This is a genomic window from Streptomyces albipurpureus (assembly GCF_023701525.1).
Lineage (GTDB): Bacteria > Actinomycetota > Actinomycetes > Streptomycetales > Streptomycetaceae > Streptomyces > Streptomyces albipurpureus.
Genome location: NZ_JAMQAW010000051.1, coordinates 1 through 16343, shown reverse-complemented (window position 1 = coordinate 16343; position 16343 = coordinate 1). Strand labels below are relative to the sequence as shown.

Below are 16343 nucleotides of genomic sequence, written 5' to 3'. Positions count from 1 at the left end.
GCGCCTCAGCCCGCCGTTTCCCCGCCCTGTGGGATGGGAGAGCCGGCGGGCTTTCGCATGCCCGGGGCCGTGGGAGCGGCCGACTGTTCGGCGGTACGCCCCTGCGGCACCGGCGGACACCGGTCCGGCGGAGCGACCACACGCTGCACCGCCGCATCCAGCAGTAGCGCGCGCCCCTCCCGCACCAGCGATCCATACCGCTCGGAGCCCAGTGCGCCAACGGTGAGACGGCGGCACAGTTCCCGGGGTGCGCCGAAGCGGCCCAACCCGGCGAGGTGAACACCGAGTTCGTCCCACACCGCCGCCGCGGCGCCCAGCAGCAACGCGGCCTCCGCCGTACCGCCCGTCTCCGCGGTGACCAGTGCCAGCAGCTCAAGGCAGAGCGCCGCGCCCACCGGGTCGTTGAAGCGGTGCGCGATGGACACCGCCGCGCTCAGCCTGGTCCGCGCGGTGGCCCGGTCGCCGGCCATCTGGGCCGTGTATCCCAGTGCGTACAGCGCATAGGAGCGGGCCCAGAGCTCGCCGTTGCCCTGGCACGACTCCAGGACCTCTTCGCACAGTCTGACGGCCTCTTCCCCTCGGTCCTGGAAGGCCAGGGCCATGGCCAGTGAGGTCTGAGCCAGCAGGACATTGCTGTTCAGCTCGCCCAACTCCCGGTAGGAGGCGAGGGCCCCGCGCAGTAGGTCCTCGGCGCGAGGGGTGGAGTCGGACAGCAGGGCCAGGCTGCCCAGCCGATGCACCGCGTACGCCACCGCCACCGGGTGGTCGGTACGGATCGCCACCTCACGGCAGTCGTGCAGCACCCGCTCCGCCGCTGCGCCGTCGCCCTGCAGAAGCGCCACCTGTCCGAGCACCCACTGGGCCTTCAAGCGGGACGGGGCATGCGCGTTGGGCAGGGCCAGCGCGCGGTCCAGCCAGTGCCTGCCCTCAGCGAGCCGACCGCAGCCGACCCAGAAGAACCAGAGTGTGCCCGCCAGATGCTGACCGAGATGGGTGTCCCCGTCCCGCTCCAGACAGAGTTCGAGCGCCGCCCGCAGATTGGGCAGGGCGCTTTCGGCGCAGGCCGCCACCTCCAGTTGGCGCGGGCTGAACCAGTCCAACTCGCACCAGGTAGCCAGGCCCATGTACCAGTCGCGATGTCTCTTGCGCAGTCTCATGTCGTCGCCCAGGGCCGCCAACCACTCGCCGCCGTACACCCGAAGGGTGTCCAGCATGCGGTAGCGCACGCCCGCGGGTGTCCGCGTACGGGAGACGACCGACTGGGCGACCAGTTCGGCCAGCACCCCGGGCACGCTCTCGGCGGGGAGATCCGGCCCGCTGCACACATACTCCACGGCCTCGGAATCGAACTCGCCCGCGAAGACCGTGAGCCGGGCCCACAGCAGCCGCTCCGGGGGAGTGCAGAGCTCATGGCTCCAACCAATGGTCGTCCGCAGGGTCTGATGGCGCGGCGGCAGAGCCCGGCCGCCCCCGGTCAGGAGGCGGAAGCGATCGTCCAACCGCTCCAGCACCTGGTCGAGGGTGAGCCCCGCGAGCCTGCCCGCCGCTAGTTCCAGGGCGAGGGGGATGCCATCGAGACGCCGGCATATCTCCTGGACGCGGTGCTGATCGCCGTCGGTCAGCCGGAAGCGGGCCAGGGTGAGGGCCGCGCGGTCGGCGAACAGCTGGACCGCGTCGGACTCACTCAGCGGCGCCAGCGGCAGAGTCGCCTCGTTCGGCAGGCGCAGCGGCCGGCGGCCGGTAGCGAGAATCCGCAGGCCCGGAGCTGCGGCCAGGAGATCCGCCACCAAATCCGCACACTCCGCGGCGAGATGTTCGACGCCGTCGAGGACAAGGAGGAGCTCGCGCTCGGCGAGATGGTCGACCAGTACGTCACGCGGTGATCTGCTGGTGCGGTGGGTGATGTCCAGGGCCTCCGCGAGGGCGTGCCCGATGAGCCCCGGGTCATGGACCGCGGCGAGTTCCACCAGGCCCACCCCATCGGTGAACCGATTCTGCACTGCCGCGGCCGCCTGCATGGCGAGCCGTGACTTGCCCACCCCGCCCACGCCGGCCACGGTCACCAGCCGCGAGCCATCGAGCAGTCGCGCGAGCTGGGCCAGCTCATCGACCCGGCCCACAAAGCCGGGGAACCCCGCCGACCGGCCCTCCCGCCTCGAAGGATGGTCCAGCGGAAGACCGTGCGGATGACCGTCAGGGAACGGGCAGTTGCGATGAGAGCGGCGCATGGGACACGCAGCGTACCCGCGTGATTCCACTCCGTACAATCTTCTGCGGCGACTCCCCTTGCCCGCCATCAATGCGGTAGGGGGCAAGACCCCGGGCGCGATAGGCTCGGCAGAGGTTTTCAGACGTGTCCGGCGATAGCAGAGAGCGGTGCAGCGTGACCGGTGGAGAGGTTGCCGGGATTCTGGTCGCCGTCTTCTGGGCGATCCTGGTCTCCTTCCTCGCGGTGGTGCTGGTGAGGTTGGCGCAGACGCTCAAGGCGACCACCCGGCTGGTGGCGGAGGTGACCGAGCAGGCGGTACCGCTGCTGGCGGACGCGTCTGCCACGGTCCGCTCCGCACAGACCCAGCTGGACCGGGTCGACGCGATCGCCACGGACGTCCAGGAAGTCACCTCCAACGCCTCCGCACTCTCCACGACCGTCGCCTCCACCTTCGGCGGCCCGCTGGTCAAGGTCGCGGCCTTCGGGTACGGCGTTCGCCGGGCGATGAGCCGCGGGCCCGAGGAGCAGCGCTCCCGGGAGCGCTCCCGGCGTACGGTCGTCGGCCGCACCGTCCCGGCGGCCCGCGAGGGGCGCGGCCGGTGGGGCAGAAAGGGTTGACGAACGATGTTCCGCCGAGCGTTCTGGTTTGGCGCTGGTGCCGCAGCCGGTGTCTGGGCCACCACCAAGGTCCACCGCAAGCTCCAGCAGCTGACCCCCGAGAGCCTTGCCGCGCAGGCGGCGAACAAGGCCATCGACGCAGGTCATAAACTCAAGGACTTCGCACTCGACGTCCGGGCAGGAATGGCCCAGCGCGAGGAGGAGTTGGGGGAAGTGCTCGGCATGCACACCCCACCCGACCCCGCTGAACTACCCGCCCAACGTCATCGCCCCGCCCTGGGGCAGCGCCAGCACATCCAGCACCCCGACCACTCGTACAACCGGAATGAGGACCACTGATGGAGTCGGCTGAAATCCGCCGCCGCTGGCTGAGCTTCTTCGAGGAGCGCGGACACGCCGTCGTTCCTTCGGCGTCGCTGATCGCGGACGACCCGACTCTGCTGCTGGTCCCCGCGGGCATGGTCCCCTTCAAGCCGTACTTCCTCGGTGAGGTCAAGCCGCCCGCCCCGCGGATCACCAGTGTGCAGAAGTGCGTGCGCACCCCGGACATCGAAGAGGTCGGCAAGACCACCCGCCACGGCACCTTCTTCCAGATGTGCGGCAACTTCTCCTTCGGCGACTACTTCAAGGAAGGGGCCATCAAGCTGGCCTGGGAGCTGCTCACCGGCTCCGTCGCCGACGGTGGTTACGGCCTTGACCCCGAGCGTCTGTGGATCACGGTCTACAAGGAGGACGACGAGGCGGAGCAGATCTGGCGCGATGTGATCGGCGTACCCGCCGAACGCATCCAGCGTCTGGGCATGGGCCCCAACTTCTGGTCGATGGGCGTGCCCGGCCCCTGTGGACCGTGCTCTGAGATCAACTACGACCGCGGGCCCGAGTTCGGCGAAGAGGGCGGCCCCGCCGTCAACGACGAGCGCTATGTGGAGATCTGGAACCTGGTCTTCATGCAGTACGAGCGCGGCGCGGGCGAGGGCAAGGACGACTTCCCGATCCTCGGGGAGCTCCCCTCCAAGAACATCGACACCGGCCTCGGGCTCGAACGTCTGGCCATGATCCTGCAAGACGTGCACAACATGTACGAGACGGACACCCTGCGTGTCGTCATGGACCAGGCCACCGAGCTGACCGGTGTGCGCTACGGCGTGGACCACGAGTCGGACGTGTCCCTTCGCGTGGTGGCCGACCACATCCGTACCTCCGTGATGCTCATCGGGGACGGTGTCACCCCCGGCAACGAGGGGCGCGGCTATGTACTGCGCCGGATCATGCGTCGCGCCATCCGCAACATGCGGCTCCTCGGCGCCACCGGTCCGGTCATCGCCGAGCTGGCCGACGCGGTCGTCACGACCATGGGTGTGCAGTACCCGGAGCTGGTCACCGACCGCAGGCGCATCGAGACCGTGGCCCTCGCGGAGGAGGCCGCCTTCCTCAAGACCCTCAAGGCCGGCACCAACATCCTCGACACCGCCATCACCGACGCCAAGGCCGGCGGCGCCAAGGTCCTCGCCGGGGACAAGGCGTTCCTGCTCCATGACACCTGGGGCTTCCCGATCGACCTCACCCTGGAGATGGCCGCCGAGCAGGGGCTGAGGGTCGATGAGGACGGCTTCCGCCGGTTGATGAAGGAACAGCGGGACAAGGCCAAGGCGGACGCCCGGTCCAAGAAGACCGGTCACGCCGATCTCTCCGCCTACCGCGAGGTGGCCGACCGCGCCGGCTCCACCGAGTTCACCGGTTATCTCTCGACCGCGGGTGAGTCGACCATCGTCGGCCTGCTCGTCGACGGGGTGCCCGCCCCCGCCGCCTCCGAGGGCGACGAGATCGAGGTCGTCCTCGACCGGACCCCGTTCTATGCCGAGGGCGGCGGTCAGCTGGCCGACCAGGGGCGCATCAGGCTGGACTCCGGTGCCGTCATCCAGATCCGCGATGTGCAGCAGCCGGTGCCCGGCGTCTCCGTGCACAAGGGCTCGGTCCAGGTCGGCGAGGTGACCGTGGGCTCATCCGCCCATGCGGCCATCGACATCAAGCGCCGTCGTGCCATCGCCCGCGCCCACAGCGCCACCCATCTGACCCACCAGGCCCTGCGCGACGCACTGGGCCCGACGGCCGCCCAGGCCGGCTCGGAGAACTCGCCCGGTCGGTTCCGCTTCGACTTCGGCTCACCGTCCGCCGTGCCCGGCACGGTGCTCACCGATGTCGAGCAGCGGATCAACGAGGTTCTCGCCCGTGAGCTGGAGGTCGAGGCCGAGATCATGAGCATCGACGAGGCCAGGAAGTCCGGTGCCATCGCCGAGTTCGGTGAGAAGTACGGCGAGCGGGTGCGAGTCGTCACCATCGGTGACTTCTCCAAGGAGCTGTGCGGTGGCACTCATGTGGGCAACACCGCCCAACTGGGCCTGGTGAAACTCCTCGGTGAGTCGTCGATCGGCTCGGGGGTTCGACGTATCGAGGCCCTCGTCGGTGTGGACGCGTACAACTTCCTCGCCAAGGAGCACACCGTGGTCGCCCAGCTCCAGGAGCTGGTCAAGGGACGTTCCGAGGAGCTGCCCGAGAAGATCTCCGCCATGCTCGCCAAGCTGAAGGACGCGGAGAAGGAGATCGAGCGCTTCCGCGCCGAGAAGGTGCTCCAGGCCGCCGCGGGGCTGGTCGAGGGCGCCCGGGACGTCCGAGGCGTGGCCGTGGTGACCGGGGTGGTGCAGGACGGCACCTCAGCCGATGATCTGCGCAAGCTGGTGCTCGATGTCCGTGGCCGCATCCAGGGCGATCGCCCCGCCGTGGTGGCGCTGTTCACCGTGGCGAACGGACGCCCGTTGACCGTCATCGCCACCAACGAGTCCGCTCGCGAGCGGGGTCTGAAGGCCGGCGAGCTGGTACGGACGGCTGCGAAGACACTCGGTGGTGGTGGCGGCGGCAAGCCGGATGTCGCCCAGGGCGGCGGACAGAACGCGGACGCGGTCGGCGACGCCATCGCCGCCGTCGAACGCCTGGTCGCCGAGACCTCCTGATGCGCAGAGGACGCCGTCTTGCGCTGGACGTCGGAGACGCCCGCATCGGGGTCGCCTCGTGCGACCCCGACGGGGTGCTCGCCACCCCGGTGGAGACCGTGCCGGGGCGCGATGTCCCGGCCGCCCACCGTCGGCTGAAAATGATCGTTCAGGAGTACGAACCGATCGAGGTCATCGTCGGTCTGCCGCGCTCGCTCAGCGGTGGAGAGGGCCCCGCCGCGGTCAAGATCCGGGCCTTTACGCAGGTACTGGCCCGGGGCATCGCACCCGTACCGGTCCGATTGGTCGACGAGAGGATGACCACAGTAACGGCGACTCAGAGCCTTCGTGCTTCGGGTGTGAAGTCCAAAAAAGGCCGCTCTGTCATCGATCAGGCTGCCGCTGTGGTGATTCTTCAGAACGCTCTGGAGTCCGAACGGGCGTCAGGAGCCCCTCCGGGTGAGGGCGTCGAAGTGGTTGTCTGATCGCGATACGGTAACGTTCCGCGCCATGCGGCGGTGTTCGAACAGCTGCCGCACAGAAAAGAGGCGGCGCGGCGTGGCGGCCACCTCGCGGCCCTAGGGGATCGATGACTGATTATGGCCGGGGCCCCGGCTCCGAACCGTGGCATCCCGATGACCCTTTGTACGGCGATCAGGGATGGGAAGGCCAGGCTGGAACCGGCCAGGATTCCACCACTGGCCAGCCGCACCAGTACGCGCAGCCGCAGCAGCAGGAGTACGGCGCCGACGCGTACCAGCAGCAGTACGGCCAGCAGGGGTACGACGGTCAGCAGTCCTACGAAGGGCAGCAGTTCGAGGGGCAGGCCGCCCAGCAGCCGTATGACGGTGGTTGGGACACCAGCCAGCAGACGGCGATGCCCTACGGCGGTACCCCCGCCGGCTACGGCAACCAGCAGGAGGCGGACTACTACGCCACTCCTGAGGCGTACCCGCCGCCGGAGCCCCCGAACCGCCGTAGCGAGCCCGAGCCAGAGGCCGATGCTGGGCAGTGGGAGGCCGAGGCACCGGAGGAGGAGAAGCACCCCTTCTTCACCGGCGCGGATGCCGACGACGCCGATGGGTACGACGACCCCCGCCAGGGCCGTCGCCGCGGTGGTGGTGACGGCGGGAACGAGCGCCGTGGCAAGGGCAAGAAGAAGGGCCGCAACGGCTGCGCCTGCCTGGTCGTCTCGCTGGTTCTCCTCGGCGGCCTCGGCGGGGTCAGCTACTTCGGGTATCAGTTCTGGGAGGGCAAGTTCGGTGCGCCCGAGGACTTCGCCGGCGCCGGCAGCGGCACCACCGAGATCGAGGTCCCCGCGGGCGCGGGTCTCCAGGAGATCGGCAGCATCCTGAAGAAGGCCGGGGTCGTCAAAAGCTCGGGCGCCTTTGTCTCCGCGGCCCAGGGCAAGAGCGTCCAGGCGGGCGTCTACATCCTGCCCAAGGAGATGTCCGGCGCAAACGCCGTGCAGGCGATGCTCAACCCCAAGAGCCGCAACAACCTGATCCTCCCCCCCGGCAAGCGCAATGTCTGGGTCTACGCGGAGATCGACAAGCGTCTGGAGCTCAAGAAGGGCACCACCGCGGCCATCGCGAGATCGCAGGCGAGCACCATGGGCCTGCCCAGCTGGGTCAAGGGCAAGGAGCTCAGGGACCCGTTGGAGGGCTTCCTCTTCCCGGCGACCTATCCGATCGCCAAGGGAATGAAGCCGGAGGCCGTCCTCAAGAAGATGGTGGCCGAGGCGAACAAGGAGTACAACAGGACGGACCTCGCCGGGGAGGCGACCAAGCTCGGGCTGAAGTCGCCGCTTGAGCTGATCACCGTAGCGAGCCTGGTGCAGGCCGAGGGCAAGTACAAGCACGACTTCGACAAGGTGTCCCGGGTCGTCTACAACCGTCTCAAGGAGAACAACACCGAGACGATCGGCCGGTTGGAGTTCGACTCGACGGTCAACTACATCAAGGGTGAGAGCAAGCTCGCCATCGGGTCCGTTGACGCTCTGCGTAGGATCAAGGACCCCTACAACACCTACCGCATACAGGGTCTGCCGCCCGGCCCCATCGGAAACCCGGGACAGGACGCACTGAGCTCAGCCCTGAACCCCACTGCCGGGCCGTGGTATTACTTCGTCTCCATCACCGAGGACGAGACCCTCTTCGCTGAGACCAACGCGGAGCACGAGCGCAACCGCCAGCGGTATCTGGAGGAGCAGAAGAAGGAGAAGGACGGGTAGTGAGTGCGACCAGCAGGCGGGCGGCGGTCCTTGGATCGCCGATCGCCCACTCCCTCTCCCCGGTGCTGCACCGCGCCGCCTATGCGGAACTGGGCCTCGACCACTGGTCGTACGACCGGTTCGAGGTGGACGAGGCCGCACTCCCCGGTTTTGTCTCGGGACTCGACGGCTCATGGGCCGGGCTGTCGCTCACCATGCCGTTGAAGCGGGCGATCCTCCCCCTGCTCGACGAGATCAGTGACACCGCGGCATCGGTCGAGGCCGTCAACACCGTGGTGTTCACCGATGACGGCCGCAAGACCGGTGACAACACCGATATCCCCGGCATGGTCGCGGCACTGCGGGAGCGGGGCGTGGAGACGGTCGAGTCCGCTGCCGTACTCGGTGCGGGCGCGACCGCGTCATCGGCGCTCGCCGCGCTCGCCCGGATCTGCACCGGACCCATCAGCGCCTATGTCCGCAGCGAGGACCGGGCGGTGGAAATGCGGGGCTGGGGCAAGCGGCTCGGTGTGGAGGTGCGGACCGCGGGCTGGGACCGCGCCGCCGAGGCGCTGCGATCCCCGCTGGTCATCGCCACCACACCGGCCGGAGCGACCGATGCGCTCGCCGCCGAGGTACCCGAGCGGCCGGGAACCCTCTTCGATGTGCTGTACGAGCCGTGGCCCACGAATCTCGCGGCGGCCTGGTCCGCCCGGGGCGGAGCCGTGGTCGGTGGGTTGGACCTCCTGGTCCACCAAGCCGTACTCCAGGTCGAGCAGATGACCGGGCGCCCAGGGCCGCTGGAGGCCATGAGAATCGCAGGCGAACGAATGATCGAAAAACGCTAGGATCTCCCGCATTCTGGGTTTTCTGTGGCGGGGGAGTAGTGCGTGAACTCCGGTGACCTGGGGCAACCGCAGGCGGGGATCGTCAGCAAGGTCTCGACGGGGTGGTCGCCTTCCTCCCGGACTGGATGGAGATCCCGCTGCTCTGCCTGGTCCTGCTGATCTTCGCGGTGCGCTGGGCCATCTGGATCAAGGACAGGATCGAGCAGCGGCGCATGGCCAGCGGCGGAGGGTCCGCAAGCGGACACCCCCTCGCCGCCGCGCCCGGTACCCGGGGCAGCGGCGCGGACCATCCGGGCGCCCAGGCCCCATCCCGCCCGGAGCAGGGGCCGTCCGGGGCTGACTTCCCCGGGTCCTACGCCCCGCAGCGCGATGCGGAGTCCGGGCAGCGCTGAAAACGGCTGTGTCTGCTGAGGGGCGCGGGCTGCTCCAGCGGCCGTGCCCGCCGAGGCCACCGGGGGATTCTCGCGCTGACGGTTGGTTGCCACGCCCCGCCCATGCGGCGCCGTGCGGGCCCCTCGCCACCTCGCCGGCCTACCGCTCTCCCGGCCCTGCCCCGGCGGTCCACGGGGCCGACCACCGCTCGCTCACCCGTCCGATTGCTGGACCGTCGCAGGGCCACCGCCGCGGACGTGGGAGGATCGGACGCGGCGGGCCAGGGCCGCGCACCCGGCCGCGCCGTCGCAGTTCCAGGCGCGAGCAAGAGGAGCACCGTTGAGCAGGTTGCGTTGGCTGACGGCCGGCGAGTCCCATGGACCCGCACTGGTGGCAACGCTGGAGGGTCTTCCCGCCGGCGTACCGGTCACGACGGAGTTGGTGGCCGACCACCTCGCCAGGCGGCGGCTCGGCTACGGCCGCGGCGCGCGCATGAAGTTCGAGCGGGACGAGGTCACCTTCCTCGGCGGCGTACGCCACGGGCTGACCATGGGGTCCCCGGTGGCGATCCTGGTGGGCAACAGCGAGTGGCCGAAGTGGGAGAAGGTCATGGCGGCCGACCCCGTCGACCTCGACGAGCTGGCCTCACTCGCCCGCAACGCTCCCCTGACCCGGCCCCGGCCCGGGCATGCCGACCTCGCCGGGATGCAGAAGTACGGACTCGAGGACGCTCGGCCCATCCTGGAGCGCGCCAGCGCCCGGGAGACCGCGGCCAGGGTCGCGCTCGGCGCGGTGGCCCGCTCCTACCTCAAGGAGACCGCCGGGATCGAGATCGTCTCCCACGTCGTGGAGTTCGGTAAGGCCAAGGCGCCCCTGGGCGTCTACCCGGTACCGGCGGATGTGGAGCGACTCGACGCGGACCCCGTTCGCTGCCTGGACGCCGACGCCAGCAAGGCGATGGTGGCCGAGGTCGACCAGGCCCACAAGGACGGCGACACCCTCGGTGGCATCGTCGAGGTGCTCGCCTACGGAGTCCCGGTCGGCCTGGGTTCGCACGTCCACTGGGACCGACGGCTCGACGCCCGCTTGGCGAGCGCCCTGATGGGCATCCAGGCGATCAAGGGCGTGGAACTCGGCGATGGCTTCGAACTGGCCCGGGTGCCCGGCTCCCAGGCTCATGACGAGATCGTCAAGACCGACCAGGGGCTGCGCCGCACCTCCGGCCACTCGGGCGGTACCGAGGGCGGCATGTCCACCGGTGAGCTGCTGCGGGTACGCGCGGCGATGAAGCCGATCGCCACCGTGCCCCGGGCGCTGGCCACCGTGGACATCGCCACCGGCGAGGCCGCCGCCGCTCACCACCAGCGCTCCGACGTGGCCGCCGTGCCCGCCGCCGGCATCGTCGCCGAGGCGATGGTCGCCCTGGTGCTCGCGGACACGGTCGCGGAGAAGTTCGGCGGCGACAGCGTGACGGAGACCCGTCGCAATGTCCGCGGCTACCTCGACAATCTGCGCATCCGGTGAACAGCGCACCCACGGCGGGCGGCCCGCTGATCGTCCTCGTCGGGCCCATGGGCTCGGGGAAGTCCACGGTCGGTGAGCTGCTCGCGCAGCGGCTCGACGTGCCCTATCGGGACACCGACGCCGATATCGTCGCCGTTGAGGGCCGGGAGATCGCCGACATCTTCATCGACGCCGGTGAGCCGTACTTCCGTGAGCTGGAGCGCGCGGCGGTGCGGGAAGCCGTCGTCGGGCACCGCGGAGTGCTCGCCCTCGGTGGCGGTGCCATCCTCGATGACGCCACCCGGGAGCTACTGGCCGGCCTTCCGGTGGTCTATCTCTCGTTGGAGGCGGAGGAAGCGGTCCGGCGGGTCGGCCTCAACCAGGCCCGACCGCTGCTCGCCGTCAATCCACGCCGTCAGTGGCGGGAACTGATGGACGCCCGCCGTCCCCTCTACACCGAGGTGGCCCGGGTGGTCGTGGCCACCGACGAACGCACCCCCGAAGAGGTCGCCCAGGCGGTCCTCGACGCTTTGGAGCTGAAGGACGCATGACCGATCAGTCAGTGACCCGTATCCAGGTCGGTGGTTCGGCGGGCACCGATCCCTACGAGGTGCTGGTGGGCCGCCAGCTGCTCGATGAGCTGCCCGGTCTGATCGGAGCCAGCGGCAGGCGGGTGGCCGTACTGCATCCGGAGGCGCTCGCCGGCACCGGTGAGGCCATCCGCGAGGATCTGGCCGCGCAGGGCTATGAGGCCATCGCGATCCAGGTGCCCAACGCCGAGGAGGCGAAGACCGCGGAGGTCGCCGCGTACTGCTGGAAGGCCCTGGGGCAGTCCGGGTTCACCCGCAGCGATGTCATCATCGGCGTGGGCGGCGGCGCGACCACCGACCTCGCCGGGTTCGTGGCGGCGAGTTGGCTGCGGGGAGTGCGCTGGATCGCCGTGCCCACGACCGTTCTCGGCATGGTGGACGCGGCGGTCGGCGGGAAGACCGGTATCAACACCGCCGAGGGCAAGAACCTGGTGGGCGCCTTCCACCCGCCGGCCGGGGTGCTGTGCGACCTTGCCGCCCTCGACTCACTGCCGGTGCACGACTACGTCAGCGGTCTGGCCGAGATCATCAAGGCGGGCTTCATCGCCGACCCGGTGATCCTCGATCTGATCGAGGCCGACCCGGCTGCGGCCCGCACCCCGGAGGGTCAGCACACGGCCGAGTTGATCGAGCGTTCGATCCGGGTCAAGGCCGAGGTGGTCTCCGGCGATCTCAAGGAGTCCGGTCGGCGCGAGATCCTGAACTACGGGCACACCCTCGCCCACGCCATCGAGAAGAACGAACGCTACAAGTGGCGCCATGGCGCGGCGGTCTCGGTCGGCATGGTCTTCGCCGCCGAGTTGGGTCGGCTCGCGGGTCGGCTCGACGATGCCACCGCGGATCGGCACCGGGCGGTGCTGGAGTCCGTCGGGCTGCCGCTGACCTACCGCGGCGACCAGTGGCCCCAGCTGCTGGAGACCATGAAGGTGGACAAGAAGTCCCGGGGCAGTCTGCTGCGGTTCATCGTGCTGGACGGCCTGGCCAAGCCGACCGTCCTGGAGGGCCCGGACCCCGCCGTGCTGATGGCCGCCTACGGGGAGGTGTCCGCGTGACCCGTCGAGTCCTGGTCCTCAACGGCCCCAACCTGGGGCGCCTTGGCTCCCGTGAGCCCGATGTCTACGGCGCCACTTCCTACGCCGGTCTGGTGGAGACCTGCCAGGCGCTCGGCAAGGAGCTGGGCCTTGACGTCGATGTGCGGGAGACCAATGACGAGGGCGAACTGATCCGCTGGCTCCACGAGGCCGCGGACGAGTCGCTTCCGGTGGTGCTGAACCCCGGCGCCTTCACCCACTACTCCTACGGAATGCGCGATGCCGCAGCGCAGCGGACCGCTCCCCTGATCGAGGTGCACATCTCCAATCCGTACACCCGTGAGGTGTTTCGGCACACATCGGTGGTCGCGGCCGTCGCCAGCGGGACGATCGCGGGCTTTGGAATCGGGTCATACCGTCTCGCACTGCGCGCACTTGCCGAGGAACTCGCCGGCTGATCAGGGCACTTCGTGGCGTCCCCGGCCGTTTTCCCTACGACGGCCGGGGGGTACCGTTCGATGGCATGGCAGCGAAGTCGCTGTCCGACCAGCGTCAGTCAGACGAGACGGAGTGGCACCGGATGCAGTACGCAGTGGGAGCTCCGCTGCCGCCGCCCCATGGAGCGGGGCGTGGATCGGAAGCATCGGGTGCCGCGGACGGACAGCCGCACCACGCCCAGCGTCCGGGGCCGTATCCCGGGACCCACTCCGGGGTGCCGGTGCCTCCCCAGGGCCCGCCCCCGCCCATGGGCCCCCCGCCTCCCCAGGGCCCGCCGCCACCGCTGACCGCGCCGGCTCCTCCCATCCCGGGCGGGCCACCGCCGGGGCATGGCGGGCATCATCCCGTGCCCGGTTGGGGAGCACCGCCGCCCCCGAGCGCACAGCCCCGGCCGGATGCGACCGGACATGTCCAACTGCCCCCCGGAGGTCCCGTCCACCTCCCCTCCCCGCCCCCCGCGGACAGCGGTACGGGCGCGGCGACGCTCGCCGTCCTGCTGATCGGTCCCGCCGGGGCCGGTAAGACGACCGTCGCCCGACACTGGGCCACCAGGCGCCGGGTGCCCACCGCGCACATCAGCCTCGATGATGTGCGCGAATGGGTCTGCTCGGGGTTCGCCGACCCCCAGTCCGGCTGGAACGACCACTCCGAGGCGCAGTATCGGCTGGCCCGCCGCACCTGTGGCTTCGCAGCGCGCAACTTCCTGGCCAACGGCATCTCCTGCATCCTTGACGACGCCGTCTTCCCGGACCGCCCGGTGGTGGGTCTCGGCGGCTGGAAGCGGCATGTCGGGCCCGGACTGCTCCCCGTGGTGCTCCTCCCCGGCCTGGAGATCGTGCTGGAGCGGAATGCCGAGCGCAGTGGCAATCGCCGTCTCTCGGACGAAGAGGTAGCGACCATCCACGGCCGGATGGCGGGGTGGTACGGCTCGGGCCTACCGATCATCGACAACTCCAAGTACGACGTGGAGACCACGGCCCGAGCGCTGGACGAGGTCCTGGCCCGGGCGATCGCCAGCCCACCCAGTTGGTAGTCCGCTCAGGGGACCTGCCCGCCCGGGGCGCCTGGGGCGAATGAGCCGCACTCCCTCAGCGCGTCCCCCACGGTCGGACGCGCTGGCCGGGCCGGTACGGCTGGTCGGTCGTACGCTCGGGATATGGCAGAGGCGTCTGGGGTGCATGAGGTCCGGCGTAACCGGCTGCGTGATCGTTGTGCGGCCAGCGGAAGCAATGGGGCCCTCATCTCCAGGCCCGCGAACGTGCGCTATCTCGCCGGCAGCACGCCCGCGGGTGCCGTCCTGCTCATCGGGCCCACCGAGGACATCCTGCTCTGCCCCCGCACCCCGCTCGGGGCCGCTTCCGACGGCCGGCCCGACGAACAGCTCAGACTCACCGTCCTGCCCACGTCGGGAGGCGATCCCGCCGTCGCGGCCGCGGAGCTGGCACGGGCCGCGCACATCGACTGCCTGGCCGTCGAGGAGCACCACCTCACCGTCGCCCGTCACCGTGCGATCGGCTCGGTGGCGCCCCGGCTCGACCTCGCCGACCTCGGCTTCGCCGTGGAACAGCAGCGGATCGTGAAGGACGAGGAGGAGATCGCCTCCCTGCGCATCGCCGCCGAGATCACCGACCAGGCACTGGGCGAGCTGCTGGAGTCCATTCTCGTGGGCCGCACCGAACGGCATCTCGCCCTGGAGCTGGAGCGCCGCCTCATCGACCACGGGGCCGACGGGCCGGCCTTTCCCACCTCGGTGGCCACCGGACCCAACTCCGGACGCCGAGGGCACCGCCCCACCGACCGCCGGGTGGAGGAGGGTGATTTCCTGTCGGTGTGCGTGGGAGCGGACTACCGCGGCTACCGCTGCGAGATCGGCCGTACCTTTGTGATCGGCACCTCCCCCGCGGACTGGCAGATCGAGCTCTACGACCTGGTCTTCGCCGCTCAGCGCGGTGCCAGGGAAGCGCTGGTGCCCGGTGCCGCGTGCCGTGACGTGGACCGTGCCGCCCGCCAGATTCTGGCCGCGGCGGGGCATGGTGAGGGCCTCGCACCCCTGACTGGGCACGGGGTGGGCCTCGAAATCGACGAGGACCCGCAGTTGACTCCTGTGGCCATGGGTAAACTGGACGCTTGTGTGCCGGTCACCGTCGAACCGGGGGTCCACCTTCCGGGCCGGGGCGGTGTCCGGATCGATGACACGCTCGTCGTGCGCCAGGAGGCGGACGGCGGACCCGAGCTACTCACCATCACGACCAAGGAGCTGCTCGCGCTCTAGCGCGCGCCTCGCGGTCGTCCACCAGCGTCAGTCCAGGAGATTCCGCAACCGTGGCTTCCACGAACGACCTCAAGAACGGCATGGTGCTCAAGCTCGACAACGGCCAGCTCTGGTCCGTCGTCGAGTTCCAGCACGTCAAGCCCGGCAAGGGCCCGGCCTTTGTGCGCACCAAGCTCAAGAACGTGCTCTCCGGCAAGATCGTCGACAAGACGTTCAACGCCGGCGTGAAGGTCGAGACGGCCACCGTCGACCGCCGCGATATGCAGTTCTCGTACATGGACGGCGACTACTTCGTCTTCATGGACATGCAGACCTACGACCAGCTGCATGTCTCCCGTGCCGCCGTCGGCGACTCGGCCAACTTCCTGATCGAGGGCTTCGAGGCCACCGTCGCGACCCACGAGGGCGAGGTGCTCTACGTCGAGCTTCCCGCCGCCGTCGAGCTCGTCATCAAGGAGACCGAGCCCGGTGTCCAGGGCGACCGCTCCACCGGTGGCACCAAGCCCGCGACCCTGGAGACCGGCTACACCGTCCAGGTCCCGCTGTTCATCACGACGGGTGAGAAGATCAAGGTCGACACCCGCTCCGGCGACTACCTCAGCCGGGTGAACAGCTAACCGTGGCCGCCCGCAATAAGGCCCGCAAGCGCGCCTTCCAGATCCTGTTCGAGGCCGACCAGCGCGGGGCGTCCGTGCAGACGGTCCTCGCCGACTGGATTCGGCACGCGCGGACCGACACCCGGCAGCCACCGGTCACCGAGTACACGATGGAACTGGTCGAGGGGTACGCCGAATACGCGGACCGCATCGACGAGCTCATCGCCACGTACGCCGTGGACTGGGAGCTGGATCGGATGCCGGTCGTCGACCGGAACATCATTCGCCTCGGCGCCTATGAACTGGTGTGGGTGGACGGGACCCCCGACGCGGTGGTGATCGACGAGGCGGTGGAACTCGCCAAGGAGTTCTCCACCGATGAGTCCCCTTCGTTCGTGAACGGGCTTCTGGGTCGATTCAAGGAACTCAAGCCGAATCTGCGCCGCGACTGAGCGGCGTCGGAGGCAGGCCGCCCCGGGCCCGGGACGAGATGGCGTCAAGCCCTCTCGTCCCGGGCCCGGGGCGTGTGTTCCCCAGGGCCGTCCCGCCGGGGACTACGGGAGGGCCCCAGGTCCGAAAGAAGGCCGAGAAACGTCTCAGGGCGTAT

16 protein-coding genes are annotated in these 16343 nt (G+C 69.7%); 15 read left to right on the top strand and 1 reads right to left on the bottom strand.

Going from position 1 to position 16343, the window contains the following annotated elements:
- Positions 1-5: 5 nt before the first annotated feature.
- Positions 6-2228: an ATP-binding protein gene (locus tag NBG84_RS31795; protein ID WP_250923144.1), complete on the bottom strand. Its 2223-nt coding sequence runs from the start codon at positions 2226-2228 to the stop codon at positions 6-8.
- 155 nt (positions 2229-2383) lie between these two features.
- On the opposite strand from NBG84_RS31795, the gene NBG84_RS31790 reads away from it, so the two are divergent.
- The 15 genes from NBG84_RS31790 to nusB all read left to right on the top strand — a co-directional run bounded on the left by NBG84_RS31790 (position 2384) and on the right by nusB (position 16188).
- The gene (locus tag NBG84_RS31790) at positions 2384-2827 is read left to right on the top strand and encodes a DUF948 domain-containing protein (protein WP_250923143.1); all 444 of its coding nucleotides are present in this window, start codon (positions 2384-2386) and stop codon (positions 2825-2827) included.
- A 6-nt stretch (positions 2828-2833) separates the two neighbouring features.
- On the top strand, positions 2834-3166 hold the full coding sequence (locus NBG84_RS31785) for a DUF6167 family protein (RefSeq protein ID WP_250923142.1): 333 nt from the start codon (positions 2834-2836) through the stop codon (positions 3164-3166).
- On the top strand, positions 3166-5835 hold the full coding sequence (alaS, locus tag NBG84_RS31780) for an alanine--tRNA ligase (RefSeq protein ID WP_250923141.1): 2670 nt from the start codon (positions 3166-3168) through the stop codon (positions 5833-5835). Before NBG84_RS31785 ends, alaS begins: the two co-directional genes overlap by 1 nt.
- A complete protein-coding gene (ruvX, locus tag NBG84_RS31775) occupies positions 5835-6299 on the top strand; it encodes a Holliday junction resolvase RuvX (protein WP_250923140.1) in 465 nt (154 codons plus the stop codon). Before alaS ends, ruvX begins: the two co-directional genes overlap by 1 nt.
- Positions 6300-6403: 104 nt before the next feature.
- Positions 6404-8047 carry an endolytic transglycosylase MltG gene (gene mltG / locus NBG84_RS31770; protein WP_250923139.1) on the top strand — a complete coding sequence of 548 codons (1644 nt, stop codon included), beginning with the start codon at positions 6404-6406 and terminating at the stop codon, positions 8045-8047.
- Positions 8047-8874, top strand: a complete 828-nt coding sequence (locus NBG84_RS31765; RefSeq protein ID WP_250923138.1) for a shikimate dehydrogenase — start codon at positions 8047-8049, stop codon at positions 8872-8874. The genes mltG and NBG84_RS31765 overlap by 1 nt, the downstream gene beginning before the upstream one ends.
- A gap of 101 nt (positions 8875-8975) precedes the next feature.
- Positions 8976-9266: a hypothetical protein gene (locus tag NBG84_RS31760; protein WP_250923137.1), complete on the top strand. Its 291-nt coding sequence runs from the start codon at positions 8976-8978 to the stop codon at positions 9264-9266.
- 319 nt (positions 9267-9585) lie between these two features.
- Positions 9586-10770: a chorismate synthase gene (aroC, locus tag NBG84_RS31755; protein ID WP_250923136.1), complete on the top strand. Its 1185-nt coding sequence runs from the start codon at positions 9586-9588 to the stop codon at positions 10768-10770.
- A gap of 47 nt (positions 10771-10817) precedes the next feature.
- Complete coding sequence (locus tag NBG84_RS31750; RefSeq protein ID WP_250923188.1) at positions 10818-11300, top strand: shikimate kinase; 483 nt, start codon at positions 10818-10820, stop codon at positions 11298-11300.
- Positions 11297-12391, top strand: coding sequence for a 3-dehydroquinate synthase (aroB, locus tag NBG84_RS31745; protein WP_250923135.1), 1095 nt, complete (start codon positions 11297-11299; stop codon positions 12389-12391). Before NBG84_RS31750 ends, aroB begins: the two co-directional genes overlap by 4 nt.
- The gene (gene aroQ, locus NBG84_RS31740; protein ID WP_250923134.1) at positions 12388-12828 is read left to right on the top strand and encodes a type II 3-dehydroquinate dehydratase; all 441 of its coding nucleotides are present in this window, start codon (positions 12388-12390) and stop codon (positions 12826-12828) included. The genes aroB and aroQ overlap by 4 nt, the downstream gene beginning before the upstream one ends.
- A 122-nt stretch (positions 12829-12950) precedes the next feature.
- Positions 12951-13901, top strand: a complete 951-nt coding sequence (locus tag NBG84_RS31735) for an AAA family ATPase (RefSeq protein ID WP_250923187.1) — start codon at positions 12951-12953, stop codon at positions 13899-13901.
- Positions 13902-14024: 123 nt separating this feature from the next.
- The gene (locus NBG84_RS31730) at positions 14025-15140 is read left to right on the top strand and encodes an aminopeptidase P family protein (RefSeq protein ID WP_250923133.1); all 1116 of its coding nucleotides are present in this window, start codon (positions 14025-14027) and stop codon (positions 15138-15140) included.
- Positions 15141-15190: 50 nt separating this feature from the next.
- The gene (gene efp, locus NBG84_RS31725; RefSeq protein ID WP_250923132.1) at positions 15191-15757 is read left to right on the top strand and encodes an elongation factor P; all 567 of its coding nucleotides are present in this window, start codon (positions 15191-15193) and stop codon (positions 15755-15757) included.
- A 2-nt stretch (positions 15758-15759) separates the two neighbouring features.
- A complete protein-coding gene (gene nusB / locus NBG84_RS31720) occupies positions 15760-16188 on the top strand; it encodes a transcription antitermination factor NusB (RefSeq protein ID WP_250923131.1) in 429 nt (142 codons plus the stop codon).
- Positions 16189-16343 lie beyond the last annotated feature (155 nt).

What these genes read in the sequence shown, in the direction of transcription:
- NBG84_RS31795 (WP_250923144.1), bottom strand. Translation starts at nt 2,228, where the DNA reads ATGCGCCGCTCTCATCGCAACTGCCCGTTCCCTGACGGTCATCCGCAC.
- NBG84_RS31785 (WP_250923142.1), top strand. Translation starts at nt 2,834, where the DNA reads ATGTTCCGCCGAGCGTTCTGGTTTGGCGCTGGTGCCGCAGCCGGTGTC.
- alaS (WP_250923141.1), top strand. Translation starts at nt 3,166, where the DNA reads ATGGAGTCGGCTGAAATCCGCCGCCGCTGGCTGAGCTTCTTCGAGGAG.
- ruvX (WP_250923140.1), top strand. Translation starts at nt 5,835, where the DNA reads ATGCGCAGAGGACGCCGTCTTGCGCTGGACGTCGGAGACGCCCGCATC.
- mltG (WP_250923139.1), top strand. Translation starts at nt 6,404, where the DNA reads ATGACTGATTATGGCCGGGGCCCCGGCTCCGAACCGTGGCATCCCGAT.
- NBG84_RS31750 (WP_250923188.1), top strand. Translation starts at nt 10,818, where the DNA reads ATGGGCTCGGGGAAGTCCACGGTCGGTGAGCTGCTCGCGCAGCGGCTC.
- aroB (WP_250923135.1), top strand. Translation starts at nt 11,297, where the DNA reads ATGACCGATCAGTCAGTGACCCGTATCCAGGTCGGTGGTTCGGCGGGC.
- NBG84_RS31735 (WP_250923187.1), top strand. Translation starts at nt 12,951, where the DNA reads ATGCAGTACGCAGTGGGAGCTCCGCTGCCGCCGCCCCATGGAGCGGGG.
- NBG84_RS31730 (WP_250923133.1), top strand. Translation starts at nt 14,025, where the DNA reads ATGGCAGAGGCGTCTGGGGTGCATGAGGTCCGGCGTAACCGGCTGCGT.